General features: G+C 52.7%; 14 protein-coding genes. 8 read left to right on the top strand and 6 right to left on the bottom strand.

All coding sequences use genetic code 11. From position 1 onward, the window contains the following. Positions 1 to 120 precede the first annotated feature (120 nt). Both EPA93_RS32450 and EPA93_RS32445 read left to right on the top strand, forming a co-directional pair. Positions 121 to 840 (top strand): helix-turn-helix transcriptional regulator, encoded by a 720-nt coding sequence (locus tag EPA93_RS32450; protein WP_129891496.1) that lies wholly within the window; start codon positions 121 to 123, stop codon positions 838 to 840. 220 nt (positions 841 to 1,060) lie between these two features. Next, a complete protein-coding gene (locus tag EPA93_RS32445; RefSeq protein WP_129891495.1) occupies positions 1,061 to 2,647 on the top strand; it encodes an FAD-dependent monooxygenase in 1,587 nt (528 codons plus the stop codon). Between the two features lie 55 nt (positions 2,648 to 2,702). Here the strand turns inward: EPA93_RS32445 and EPA93_RS32440 are convergent, their stop codons facing one another. Further along, the gene (locus tag EPA93_RS32440) at positions 2,703 to 3,503 is read right to left on the bottom strand and encodes an alpha/beta fold hydrolase (protein ID WP_129891494.1); all 801 of its coding nucleotides are present in this window, start codon (positions 3,501 to 3,503) and stop codon (positions 2,703 to 2,705) included. A 579-nt stretch (positions 3,504 to 4,082) separates the two neighbouring features. Between EPA93_RS32440 and EPA93_RS32435 the strand changes: the two genes are divergently transcribed. Both EPA93_RS32435 and EPA93_RS32430 read left to right on the top strand, forming a co-directional pair. After that, complete coding sequence (locus EPA93_RS32435; RefSeq protein ID WP_129891493.1) at positions 4,083 to 4,484, top strand: response regulator; 402 nt, start codon at positions 4,083 to 4,085, stop codon at positions 4,482 to 4,484. Between the two features lie 263 nt (positions 4,485 to 4,747). Continuing rightward, positions 4,748 to 4,999, top strand: coding sequence for a YtxH domain-containing protein (locus tag EPA93_RS32430; protein ID WP_129891492.1), 252 nt, complete (start codon positions 4,748 to 4,750; stop codon positions 4,997 to 4,999). Positions 5,000 to 5,081: 82 nt separating this feature from the next. On the opposite strand, the gene EPA93_RS32425 is transcribed toward EPA93_RS32430, so the two are convergent. From EPA93_RS32425 to EPA93_RS32415, 3 genes are read right to left on the bottom strand one after another with little or no spacing between them, the layout of a single operon-like run. Then, positions 5,082 to 5,324, bottom strand: a complete 243-nt coding sequence (locus tag EPA93_RS32425) for a hypothetical protein (protein ID WP_129891491.1) — start codon at positions 5,322 to 5,324, stop codon at positions 5,082 to 5,084. 29 nt (positions 5,325 to 5,353) lie between these two features. Then, the gene (locus tag EPA93_RS32420; protein ID WP_129891490.1) at positions 5,354 to 5,608 is read right to left on the bottom strand and encodes a carboxymuconolactone decarboxylase family protein; all 255 of its coding nucleotides are present in this window, start codon (positions 5,606 to 5,608) and stop codon (positions 5,354 to 5,356) included. Between the two features lie 51 nt (positions 5,609 to 5,659). Next, complete coding sequence (locus EPA93_RS32415) at positions 5,660 to 5,878, bottom strand: carboxymuconolactone decarboxylase family protein (RefSeq protein ID WP_129891489.1); 219 nt, start codon at positions 5,876 to 5,878, stop codon at positions 5,660 to 5,662. A 264-nt stretch (positions 5,879 to 6,142) separates the two neighbouring features. Here EPA93_RS32415 and ruvB point away from each other — a divergent pair, with 264 nt between their 5' ends. The 4 genes from ruvB to EPA93_RS32395 all read left to right on the top strand — a co-directional run bounded on the left by ruvB (position 6,143) and on the right by EPA93_RS32395 (position 10,570). Beyond that, positions 6,143 to 7,177, top strand: coding sequence for a Holliday junction branch migration DNA helicase RuvB (ruvB, locus tag EPA93_RS32410; RefSeq protein ID WP_129891488.1), 1,035 nt, complete (start codon positions 6,143 to 6,145; stop codon positions 7,175 to 7,177). Beyond that, positions 7,159 to 8,265 carry a tRNA preQ1(34) S-adenosylmethionine ribosyltransferase-isomerase QueA gene (gene queA / locus EPA93_RS32405; RefSeq protein ID WP_129891487.1) on the top strand — a complete coding sequence of 369 codons (1,107 nt, stop codon included), beginning with the start codon at positions 7,159 to 7,161 and terminating at the stop codon, positions 8,263 to 8,265. Before ruvB ends, queA begins: the two co-directional genes overlap by 19 nt. A 186-nt stretch (positions 8,266 to 8,451) precedes the next feature. Further along, positions 8,452 to 8,943: a hypothetical protein gene (locus EPA93_RS32400; protein ID WP_129891486.1), complete on the top strand. Its 492-nt coding sequence runs from the start codon at positions 8,452 to 8,454 to the stop codon at positions 8,941 to 8,943. A 481-nt stretch (positions 8,944 to 9,424) separates the two neighbouring features. Then, positions 9,425 to 10,570 (top strand): hypothetical protein, encoded by a 1,146-nt coding sequence (locus EPA93_RS32395; protein WP_129891485.1) that lies wholly within the window; start codon positions 9,425 to 9,427, stop codon positions 10,568 to 10,570. Positions 10,571 to 10,742: 172 nt separating this feature from the next. Here the strand turns inward: EPA93_RS32395 and EPA93_RS32390 are convergent, their stop codons facing one another. Both EPA93_RS32390 and EPA93_RS32385 read right to left on the bottom strand, forming a co-directional pair. Further along, the gene (locus EPA93_RS32390) at positions 10,743 to 11,546 is read right to left on the bottom strand and encodes an alpha/beta fold hydrolase (RefSeq protein WP_129891484.1); all 804 of its coding nucleotides are present in this window, start codon (positions 11,544 to 11,546) and stop codon (positions 10,743 to 10,745) included. Positions 11,547 to 11,580: 34 nt separating this feature from the next. Further along, positions 11,581 to 12,507 carry an NAD(P)-dependent oxidoreductase gene (locus tag EPA93_RS32385; RefSeq protein WP_129891483.1) on the bottom strand — a complete coding sequence of 309 codons (927 nt, stop codon included), beginning with the start codon at positions 12,505 to 12,507 and terminating at the stop codon, positions 11,581 to 11,583. Positions 12,508 to 12,587 lie beyond the last annotated feature (80 nt).

Here is a 12,587-nt window from a genome sequence, read left to right as displayed (position 1 = left end):
CATATCTGGGCAAAACCGCTCACCATCTGATATACTTTTTCCCAGACCTGTAAATTATGTTCCTCAGTGAGGACAAGATAGTAATGAGGCTATGATACCCAGGACAGAGGAGAGAGAAACGTGAGCCTCTCTGTGCAAGTAAGGCAGTCAGCTTCGCCGTATGTCGAGTCGATTTGGCGGGGAGCTGCGCAGAGCGATACCCCTCTGATATGCCCGGCCGATGGTCGCTGGAAACTCCTGTTCGCCAAATTGCATGGAAGGATGTACATCGCTGTCGAGGGCCCCATGACCAGAGCAATCCCCACGATCCATAGTGAAGGGATTGAGTGGCTCGTCATCAAGTTTCAGCTCGGCACGTTTCTGCGACCTGCGCCCGCCAGATCCCTCCTGGATGCAGAGACTATCCTACCTTTGGAAAACCGGAACGAATTCCGGCTCGATGGCTTTACCTGGCAGGTGCCCGATTATAACAATGCAGAAACCTTTGTCGCTTGGCTGGTACGTGAGAACGTTCTCCTCTCTGATCCAGTAGTGATGGCTGTGCTCGCCGATCACCCTCACCAGCGGTCTTTACGCACTGTGCGGCATCGCTTTGTACAGGCCACCGGTTTGACCTACATGAGCATTCGCCAAATTGAGCGCGCTCGCTTTGCTATGTCGCTTTTACAACAAGGCTTCTCGATCCTTGACGTGGTTGCTCAGGCTGGCTATGCCGATCAAGCGCATCTGACCCGATCCTTCAAGCGCTTCATGGGCCAGACGCCTGCTCACTTCACAGGGATGCGCCGGCCAGCATCCCTCCCTCATCCATCACCCCGTGCCACGCTAGCGCCCCACTGATCTGCTCAAGCAGACGACGACAAACCGCTTTGCCATTTTTTTCAAGACAGAACCTGACCTTGCGGAGTATGCTTCTCCTGTGTTGATAGTTTTCAGGTTTTCCACAACATCAGGCAGAAAATAACAAACATACTCAACCACCCATTAGGAGAACGCAGCATCGGGCAGATGTCTGCTTCTCTCCGTTGGCCTGTGAACAGAGAAAGGAAACGAGGCTTCTATGACTGATTCTTCTTCCACCGATGTGCTGATTGTCGGGGCTGGTCCGGTGGGCCTGACCCTGGCGAATGATCTGGTCCGGCGCAATATCCCTTGCCGTATCATCGACCAAAGAAGAGCATATCACAACGAGATACGAGCGAAGGGCCTGACGCCACGCACACTTGAAGTCTTCGAGGACCTGGACATTCTTAAGCAGATTCATGCTCGCGGAAGCCGCAACCGGCCTTTTCGCTTCTATGAGCATGCTCGACTTGTCAGCGAGCTCGATCCTGCAAGCGACCCAAACAATCAGCCAACGCCCGATGCACCCTACCGGGGCACCTTCATGATCAGCCAGGTGCAGACCGAAGCAGTGCTGCGTGAGCACCTGAGCGAGCAGGGGTTGCAGGTAGAGTCGGGCAGCAAACTTGTGAAGGTGAGCCAGAACGCAGCTAGCGTTACTGCTCAGATCGTCCATGGCACTCAAAACCAGATGATCCAGGCACGCTACCTGGTGGGCTGTGATGGAGGACATAGCACGGTTCGCCATCTCTGCAACTTCACCTTCCTTGGCGAGACTTTGGAGAACGAGCAGCACATCAACGCTGGCCTCCTTGTCAATGGGCTGGATCCGGCGTATATGCACACCTGGGCAGATCCTGATCAAGGATTGTTTCTGGCTCCGCTGCCCTACGATGACATCTGGATCTTTCAGGCAACTATCTCGCCCGAGCAGCACGATACCTCGCTCTCCACCTTACAGCGCATCTTCGACGAACGAGCCGGATTGCCCGGGGTACATTTGAGCGATCTGCAGTGGACCTCCATCTGGAGGCCAAATATCCGTATGGTCAAGCAGTATCGTCACGGGCGTGTCTTCCTGGCGGGCGATGCGGCCCATGTCCACTCGCCTGTCGGTGGCCAAGGCATGAATACCGGCATAATGGATGCCTACAATCTCGGCTGGAAACTGGCCCATGTTTTATATGGCGCACCCGATGCACTGCTTGAAACGTATCAAGCCGAACGCCTTCCTATCGCGCAGGCCGTACTGGCGAGTACCACCGTGCGCCATAAGACGTGGCTCCATCACGATACGGGCAACAGTGATGTCTCCGCCAACATCCAGGCGGTTAGCAAGTTACTCGCCAGTAAAGACCCCAGCGCTGATACGACCCAATTGAGTATCACATATCGAGGTGGACCACTGGCCTACGATCTTGACGAAACCACAGGTATACGCGCTGGCGATCGTGCCCCAGATGCACCGTGTATCCATGCAGCAAGTTCCAGAAAGGTACGGCTATTCGAGCTCTTCCGGGGTCCGCATTGGACGCTGCTCATCTTCGGTGACAGTCCTGTCCCCCAGCTGCCTGCAATCCTACAAGGCTTCCTGCGAACATACACCATCATTCATCCAGGCACCGCTAGAGTTGGCGAGCACATACTTGTCGATGTGGATGGATACGCCCACCACTTTTATGGCATTAGCGGTGACGCACTGATCCTGATCCGCCCTGATGGCTACGTTGGTCTTACGGCTGGCAAGGTGGACCAAGAACCGCTCCTCAATTACCTGTTTATGATCCTTGGTAAAGGAGAATGAGGGATAAGTGCCATGAATACCTGATGCACGCAAGCCTTATATTCCCTGCCAAATTTTAGGATGCGCCGGAATTGAAGAATTCCGTCAGAACAGGGGCCAGGGCCTCGGCCTTGACCTCGTGGGTCTGTCCTTCTAGAGTTTGTTGCCTGGCATTGGGCATCGCCTTTGCCAGCGCTACGGCGGTTACATGCATAAAAGGAAACGAAGCAGAGCCATTCATAACGAGAGTCGGCACTGTCACACGTGCCGCCTTCTCCGTAGGTACATCAGCCTCATCACCCATGGCAGCAGCATCATAAGCAAGGGTAGGGGCGACCGCTTCAAACATCGGCCACATTGGATGCTGATACATTCCAGCCAGGTGTTCAGCAGGCATCCCTACTAGCATCATAAAGAGTCCCACAGCATCGCCTCGACGGCCGGCAGCAAGGGTCTCCTTTAGCTGCTTTCTATACTTCACCCAGGCTTGTTTAGCCGCCTCATCAGCATTGTAGGGTGGCTCATACAGCGCCAGCTTCTTTACCTTAGTCCCAAGTTTACTAGTCGCCTCCAGGGCCAGCGTCGCTCCAGACGAGATACCGGAAAGAAATGCTGATCCGCCCGCCTCGTTAATGAGAGCCTCAATATCCTCAATTTCACGCTCAACAGCATATGGCAGCGTATCGGTGCTATCCCCTCGTCCGCGTCGATCATAATGAAAAACCGTGAACTGCCGGGCCAGAACAGGAGCGAGTTGCGCGGTATCAGTATCCAGCGCGCGTTGCTCGAAAGCGCCACCCACAAGAACGACTGCCGGACCTTGCCCCAGGCGGTCAAAGGCAATAGTCGTCCCATCAGCTGAGCGGATTTTCTGCATAGAATGTCTCCTTGCTGGTATATATAGTTAGAATCTCGCATAGGAAAAACAGCCATGCTCATTGTAAAACGAGGGACACGAAAAGGCTTCTCTTATCTTGCTCCTTTCTCATGATTTCGCACAAGGGAAAGCAAAAGGGCAAGCCGCCAACAAAGAGGGTACATTAGTTCGTCACTTACGCGTCTTGCAATAATTGCAAGTATTGTTGCTTTAAGCTGTTTGGCGTGTAGAGCGACAGATCCGCAATCTGTAGGTCGGAAGGGATAAGATTTTGCGCCATTATCCTGAAGAGAAAAGAGAGCAGGAAGAGGATGGGCAGCATAACAGGCCCATACTTGCCTGTATCCGTAGCATAACTTTGCTGCGTAATACTTAGGGGAGATCAATTACCAGAAGAATAAACCCGCCAAGGAAGCCTTGTCTAGGAACATATATCGTGATACACTACACTACTGATGATACTCAAGAGTAGACACTGTTGTCTTGCCGCTACCAGTATAGGTAAAGCAGGGCCGGCAGTGCCAACGGGAGGCGGTGTTCGCGCCAGTTCAGTCAGGCGCATCAGGGCACCGATTGCATGTGACAAAGCGTATACTAGTAGTAGATGACAGGAATGATCTTCTTCACCTGATGCGCAGGGTTCTGGAAGACGAACAATATCAGGTCTCTATCTTACAAGATGGTAGGGGTGCCTGCGAGAGGGTTAAAAGCTCATTACCGGACCTGCTCATCCTCGATCTAAAATTAGGCGATATGTCCGGACAGGATATTCTTAAACAGTTAAAAAGTGATCCTGTTACCGCCGATATTCCTGTAATTGTCTACACAGCAGCGGTAATTGAGGCAGAAGAGGTACGCAGATTAATAGCAAATGACCCGCAGCATTATAGTGCTGTGCACTTGCTCTCCAAGCCTTTTGACCTCGACGCTCTGCTAGACAAAGTAGAAGAACTATTAGATAAGTCTGCACGCGGACACTAATAGCTCAAATTACAGCGCCATGCATATGTGCCGGGACTAACAGGCAAGGCCTGGCAAGTCCAGGTTTGCTATATCGTGGGCACGCAATTTTTATGGCTCGCTTCGACCTCTTCAATGCACCATAATGCACATTATTATGTAAATCTCATGCAGATTGCTCTTCAGAGGAAGAGGCTCGTAGGAGCAAAAGAGAGCGGAGGCTCTCGCAATCCCAAGACAAGGGTCCCTCTGTGTCGCTATCCGGTGAAAGGAAGGAAACAGCTATGAAGTTCTTCGTAGGGTTGCTTCTGGGGATGGGGGTAGGGGTAGCCGTAGGCTTACTCATTGCTCCACAATCAGGCGAAGCCACGCGTACACAGCTAAGCGAGCAAGGCATTTTGCTGCGCTCTGGAACCTTCAACGATGAGATTCGTGCTCGCGCTAACGAGGCCCTGGCCCAGGGACGCGAGTTATATGCACGCACGAAGGTTGAGTTAGCTGATCGCTACCAAAAAGCTCGTTCTGGCGATCTATAATCGTGAGTGGGGCTGGCAAGGCCAGAAGTATTTTCTTCTACAGGTAAATAGCATACTGATGAGTCCCTTCAGCCCCGCTAGTTTAGTTTTCGTACTTCTTGATTAATTTATCCACAAGATTACCAATCTCATGCCAGATATGGTGTTGATAATCGAGCATTTTGGCCTGACTTAAATCAAATTCGCGATTACCCGGATCTTTCTGGGCATTCTCTTCGAAGCGTTTGGCCAGCTGCAGGCTCTTTTCTCCACGGCCGTGCAGGTAATTGGTAAGCTCATACAGATCCTGTACAAGTCCCTTCAATTTTTCATCGCTGGTTGGCATTGCTTTCTTTTCCTTTTTCAACTGCTACATTACGTAGCTTTTTTGGGTTGGGTTGGCGGATCGATTTGCAGCGCGTCGGCGAAGCGATTAAAGAAGTTAAACAGGCCGATCACCGTAGCGATCTCGACCAGCTCGCCATCATCAAACTGGGCCTGCAAATCATCCCAGAGTACCTCATCGACTTCACGAGCGCCCGTGGTCATAATCTCGGCAAAGCGCAGAGCAATCAGCTCGCGCTCAGTGAAGAGCTCTCTATGCTCATCGATATGGTACAGCGCGTCCAACAGGTCCTCACTTACTCCTAGCTGCCTTGCCAAGGCAGTATGGGCGGACATTCAGTAAAAACAATGGTTGACCTGAGAGACGCGAATGGCCAGCAGCTCCTTCAATTTGGGATCGACAGTACCTTCCCTCATCGCCGTCTCCAGCAGTTGCATGGTCTGCTCCATGATCGCCGGGCGATGGGCCATGACGCGGAAGAGCGTTTCCATGGTACTGAAGGCTGAGCCCTGAGCCAATGGCTGTATTGTATCAAGTGGAGGAATGCGCGACATGCGAAATAGCTCCTCGCTAATTGTTTGGTTTGAGCCAGATAGAGATGAGTAGAACAGATCTCTATGCTTGCTGCACACAGCTAACGTCGAGTACAGGTAGAGCCCCAAACGCTAGCTCTGTACGTTCAAATGTCTGGTTGCTATGCTCATATTCTAGTAGACGGGCCCCCAACGTGCAAGACATACCTACTCGACTCAGGAGCCCAACTTTGATATAATGAAAACCACAGAGTTGTAGAACATAGTTTCATACGGGAGTAAGCCATGCAGGACCGCCTCGTTTCGCCTCATTTAAGCGAAGAGGAGCAGATTCTTGAAGGTAGTCTTCGTCCTCGTCATCTGCAGGAATATATCGGACAGGAGAAAATCAAGGCCAATCTGAGTATCTTATTGGAAGCAGCGCGTCGTCGTAATGAAGCTGTCGATCACGTCTTGCTCTATGGGCCTCCAGGGCTGGGTAAAACTACGCTCTGTAATATTATAGCCGCAGAGATGGGCGTCAATCTAAGGACGACATCGGGCCCGGCGATTGAACACGCAGGCGATCTGGCTTCTATTCTGACATCGCTGCAGCCGGGTGAGGTTCTTTTTATCGATGAGATCCACCGCCTGGCCCGCGCGGTCGAAGAGCGCCTCTATTCGGCGATGGAAGACTTTTCGCTTGACGTGATGATTGGCAAAGGACCCAGCGCCAGATCTCTGCGCCTCTCTTTGCCCCCCTTTACGGTAGTGGGCGCAACTACGCGGGTTGGTTCGCTCACGGCTCCTCTACGTGACCGTTTCGGGGCGATCTATCGTCTTGAATATTACGATACGAAGGCGCTAAGAGAAATCCTTTTGCGCTCAGCCCGTATTCTTAAGGTGCCGGCAGAGGAGAATGGCATCGAAGAGATTGCCAGCCGAGCACGCGGTACGCCGCGTATCGTCAACCGCTTGCTAAAGCGTGTACGCGATTATGCGCAGGTTAAGGCAGATGGCGTCATCACCTCCGAGGTAGCTAAAGCCGCCCTCGATGCCATGGAGATCGATAACATTGGCCTTGATCAGACCGACCGCAATATGTTGCTCACGATCATTCAGAAATTTAGAGGTGGCCCGGTTGGACTCGATACGCTGGCCGCCAGTACGAGTGAGGACTCTGAGACGATTGAGGATGTCTATGAGCCCTATCTCCTGCAGCTAGGCTTTATTGCGCGCACACCGCGTGGACGCATTGCGATGGGCGCCGCTTATGAACATCTGGGGCTCACTCCTCCCCAGGCAGAAAATGGATCAAATCTGTGGACAAGCAATCCTTAAAAATTAGTGATTTTGACTACAATCTACCAACAGAGCTTATTGCCCAGACGCCGCTAGAGCCGCGCGATGCATCTCGTTTGCTGGTCGTACAGCGCACAAGCGGAACTATGGAGCATCGCCACTTCCGCGACATTGGGGACTATCTGCGTCCGGGCGACTTGCTGGTGGCCAATCAGAGCCGCGTTATTCCCGCACGCCTGCTGGGCAAGCGGGCCGAGACGGGTGGTGCGGTTGAGGTATTGTTGCTGGCCGAACGCCCCGATCTGGGTCAGGACTGCTGGGAAGCCCTGGTACGTCCCGGGCGCCGCTTGCGCGAAGGGGCTATGATTCTGTTTAACGATGAGCGCGATGCACCCAGGTTGCAGGGCGAGGTCATGGAGCGCACAGAGGCCGGAGGCCGCGTGCTACGCTTCTCCACCTATGGAAACAGCGAACCTACCAATGCGGCCGATCCCTATAGCCTCTTGAACGTGCGCCAGTTAATCGATGAGTTGGGACGCATGCCCCTGCCGCCCTACATTCATGAAAAGCTTAACGATCCCGAGCGCTACCAGACCGTCTATGCGCGCATTAGAGGCTCGGCTGCGGCTCCCACGGCTGGCCTGCACTTTACCCCCCAACTGCTTGAGCAGCTGCGCCAGCAAGGTGTACGCGTTGGCTTTGTCACCTTGCATGTTGGCCTTGATACCTTCCGTCCCGTCGAGTGCGAGGATGTGAGCGAGCACAAGATGCACAGCGAGGAGATTGATCTCGACGCTCCCACGGCCGAGCTCATTCGCGAGACACGCGCTGCTGGTGGTCGCGTAGTAGCTGTGGGCACAACCACAATGCGCGTCCTGGAAAGCGTGGCCGGCTTCCATAATGGGCAGATCGAGCCCTTTCATGGCCATACCAGCCTGTTTATCACGCCTGGCTTTCATTTCCAGGCCGTAGACGCCCTGATCACCAATTTCCATCTGCCGCGCTCCACACTACTACTGCTGGTGAGCGCCTTTATGGGCAAAGGCTTAATGGAAAAAGCCTATCAAGAAGCCATTGAGCAGCGCTATCGCTTCTTTAGCTTTGGCGATGCCATGCTACTGCTATAATGCCTCTGCAGCTGGCATTATAGCAGAGTCAGCTTCGAAAATAAGCCCAACAGGCCTGGCTCCTCTCCTCGCGCGGCTCAAAACCGCCAAACTTTATGTTGACATGGCTTGACACCTATCGTCTAACAAGCGTAAGATGGAGGCTAGATTTTACATAAATCTGCCGTATCCGTAAGGAGCCATCGTATGTCATCTCAAGTCTGTATTAAAACGGATAAGTCGTTGCAACAACTCGCTACGGGGATACAAAAACTCCTCTCTTTACCAGCGTTTACCGAGATTTCTTTTGATGGTGAGAGTGAGCCATACTGCCAGTTTGAAATGCTAGGAACGTTGATACTCATTCGTCGCGCTGATGAAGAGGAACGCGAACCAGAGGTGAAAAACTACGCTTACAGCTTTGATCTGCAACTGACTTTTACCGAGAGTAATCTGGATACAGACACACTTGAATATAATCTTCAGGCCTACTATGCTCAACTGCTTTCCTATTCCCTCGATATAGAGACGGCTTGCTACGAGAAAAAGAAAGTGGGCCAGCATTGGCAGATACGCTATTGTTTCTATCGTAAGAATCCTCGCTGGGATGGCTCTATCCTGTATGGCGAGCCCGGTTGGGAGCCCGCGGTGATTACCTCTACGCCAGGACCCTGGCGCTCCGTACTCCCCATGTTCTAGCTGGTGGAAATATTTTAAACGGTATCTGCCATCGAGAATGCTTGTCTCTGATCAAAAGTCCTGATCGGGTTCTATAGTTGTGCTCCTGGATATTACAATACATCTATACCCTTTTGCTGTTCGCTACCTTAAGACGGCCACAAAGGCTGCCTCTATACAGGTATGGGCAAGCCTGGGCTTGCAGACGTTGGATCAGAAGGAAATAATAGCCAGCGTGCAGGGGTAGATTTGTGCTGTTTCATCTGCTTTTAAGCTATCCTGCCTATACTCTTAGTGGTAGCAAGCTGACAGAAATACTAAATTAGCTAAGACTATGGGCAAGTTTGGCGCGACTGACGATGAGGCAAGTTCCCATCTCCACATTTGCGGAACTTGTCAGACAAATTTACCAGCTATGCGGCTGAAAATCGTCACAATATAGATACGTATACATTCAGAAATATATTTGCTCAGATAAAAACAGATAGGAGTTCTCCGCGCAATGAAACGACCTGGATCAGGACCAGTAAAACATCTCCCTCGGCCCCTACTCTTTATTGGTCTGTGCCTGGTTTGTGTTCTTGCCGGAGTAGGCTTAGGGGTTGCCGCAAGCCAATTTTTGCCAGGGGACAATGCCAACAACGCGCCGATAATCGATATTCCTGGTCTTACCAACCATCCAGGTGCAACGCCAAACACAACCTATACGCTCTCGCCCATCCCAGGACAGCGGACAACTCCCGGAACCAGCCAGACGCCTGCCGGGACCGCCAAAGCGAATCCCGCCGGCTCATCGCTTCTCTTTGGTACCAATATCAGTCTATTTGATGCTAACGACCAGATCCTTACTTCACCATCGGCGCGCGCAATCTTACAACAGATGCACTTGAGCATCATTCGCATGCCAACACGCACTACCCTCTCGGAAGAGACGATGATCGAGGCAGCTCAAATCATCAAAGCCCTTGGAGCTACGCCTTTGATTATCTTACAGGGAAAAGATATTACTCCCGACGCCCTCGATTACGATACGAAGATCATTAACGATATGAACAGCATTTTTGGTAAGAGTATCGTCTATTACGAATATGGCAACGAGGAAGACCTTCTTGGCGTCAATATGAATAAGTATACAGCTTCCTGGAATGCGCTAGTTCCCCAGCTCAAGCAGGTCGCCCTCAACGGACGCTTCATCGGTCCCGTGAATTATCAATACAATCGGAACTACTTGCAATATTTCTTGCAGAACGCGCAGCCACGCGCCGATGCGATTAGCTGGCATGAATATACCTGCGATGATGGCTGGAGCGCAGATCTGTGCCTCTCGCGTATCGATAACTGGAGCAAGCATATCTCAGATGCGCGAGCCGTCATGAGTGCGACGGTAGGCGCCAGCCTGCCGATCATGATTACTGAATGGAACTTTACGCCTAAAGTGCAATCCAACGATGGAAAGATTACCAATAGCGCGTTTATGAGCTCCTGGACGACGAAGGCCATTCAGACACTTGCCGCTAACCATGTCTTTGCCTCCATGCAATATTCCTGTACCAACACGCCCTTTGCGCTGATTAACGGCGCTAACGCGCTTACCCCGCAAGGCACTACCTTTCAATCGCTCTCCCAGAGCATGCACACAGGACAATGAGTAGCCTCATTTCTACTCAAGAGAAGTTCCTCACTTCATCTCAGCTCTGGTATACACTTGAACGAGGCCGGGTATAGATAGCGCCTTAAGCCCAAACCGTGGCCCACAGCCAGGACGAAGCAAAGAGAGAAGAAGGGGCCGAAACTCGCTTAGCTCTCTTTGCCTACAGCGTTTAATTTGCGGATATGATGGGTAGGAGAAACTTCCTGAGCACGGCATTGAACTCAAAGGGGCGTTCCATATTCGGCATATGTCCAACCCCTTCAAGGATGGCGAGCTGTGAGCCGGCAATGCCCTGGTGCATCAGTTGCGCATCCTGGACAGGGGTAAACTCGTCTTCGCTGCCGACGACAATCAGGGTTGGCACAGCGATCTCGCCCAGGACAGGCGTATAGTCCTGGCGTTCGGCCCTGCCGCGCAAGGCCGCCGCAGCTCCGGCCGGCGGGGTATTCACGATCATCTGGCGCACACGCTCTACCACCTTTGGCTGCGAGGCCATAGTCTCGCGGGCCAGCAACCTGGGTAGTAGTTCTGTTGCAAAGTCCTGCATGCCCTCGGCGAGGATGCGCTCGGCAGTCGTATAGCGCGCGGCGCGTACTTCTTCTGTATCAACTTGCGGCTGCGTATCGGCGAGCAGCAAAGCACGCACCCGTTCGGGAAACTGGCGATAAAACTCGAAGACGATCTGACCGCCCATCGAAAGGCCGCCAAGAATGATACGCTCAATGGCCAGAGCATCGAGAAGGGCCGCCAGGTCACGTGCGAATTCCGCCATCGTCGTCTTGCCCGGCACCACTGTCGTCTCACCATAGCCGCGCAAGTCAGGCGTAATCACCCGGCAGATAGCTTGCAGCGCTTCTCGTTGATCCTGCCACATCGTGTGGTTAAATGGATGACCGTGCAGGAGCACAAATGGAATGCCGCTCCCATATTCGTCATAGGCAATAGAGATTCCGCCCACAGATTGCACGCTCATGACCTTGATCCTTTCCGTCTGTTTGTATTGCTTCTCAAGCCTCACGTGGTCGTTCACTGCCGCTGGCAATCGTTACATGCCCCGCATCTTGGTAGAGCAGACTGACCGCGCTATAGTCTTTCTGGCCATAGCCGAGCCCTTGCGCCTGCGCGAAAAGCTGGGCCGAGAGGCCGGTAGCGAATGTAGGAATGCCCAGAGCCTGAGCCGTCGCCAGCGCGACCCGCAGATCTTTCAGCATGAGATCGAGGGCAAAACCTACTTCATACTTGTCGCGCAAGATTGTCTGGGGCAACCACTTTTCCAGCAGATAATTGCCGCCGCTAGAGGTTGTAATGGCCTCGCGTACCTTCTCTACGTCGGCCCCCAGCTTTGCTGCAAGGGTCAAAGCTTCGGCCAGGACTGGCATCAAGGTACCAATGATCATATTATTGGCAACTTTGGCTATCTCGCCATGTCCCAGCGGCCCCATATGGATGATATGGCTGCTTACCGCGCTCAATACCTCGCGATGCTGGGCCAGTAAATCTTCGTCGCCGCCAACCATCATAGTCAACTCACCGCTTGCCGCGCGTGAGGGTCCGCCGCTGATAGGCGCATCCAGTACACAAATGTCCAGCTCCTTGAGCCGTTTTCCAATGGACTGCATAGCAAGCGGGGCGATGGTACTCATTACCACGACCGTCAGAGCTTGATCCACCTTTTTGCCAGCAATTAGCCCTTGTGTGCCAAAGCAGACCTCCTCAACCTGAGGAGCATCGGGCACCAGGATTAGTATGATATCCGTGTGTGCGGCAAGCTCTAGCGGACTGGCGAGGCGCTGAGCTCCTTGCCGTTCGAGTTCCTCAATGGGAGCATGATCGCGATGGGGACAGGCGAAAACAGGATAGCCTTCCTGCAAGAGATGGCTGGCCAGAGGCTTACCAATCGCCCCAAGGCCAATCACGCCAACACGCTGTTTCATAACACTTTCTCCTCCCCGTATAAGCCAGGAATAGGCAAGGTTAAAGGGCAAATTATAGAATCCAATCCAACCACTTCGAC

The sequence above is a fragment of the Ktedonosporobacter rubrisoli genome (assembly GCF_004208415.1).
Classification (GTDB): domain Bacteria; phylum Chloroflexota; class Ktedonobacteria; order Ktedonobacterales; family Ktedonobacteraceae; genus Ktedonosporobacter; species Ktedonosporobacter rubrisoli.
Note: the sequence above shows the minus strand (reverse complement) of the source record. Positions and strands in the feature narration are given on the sequence as shown.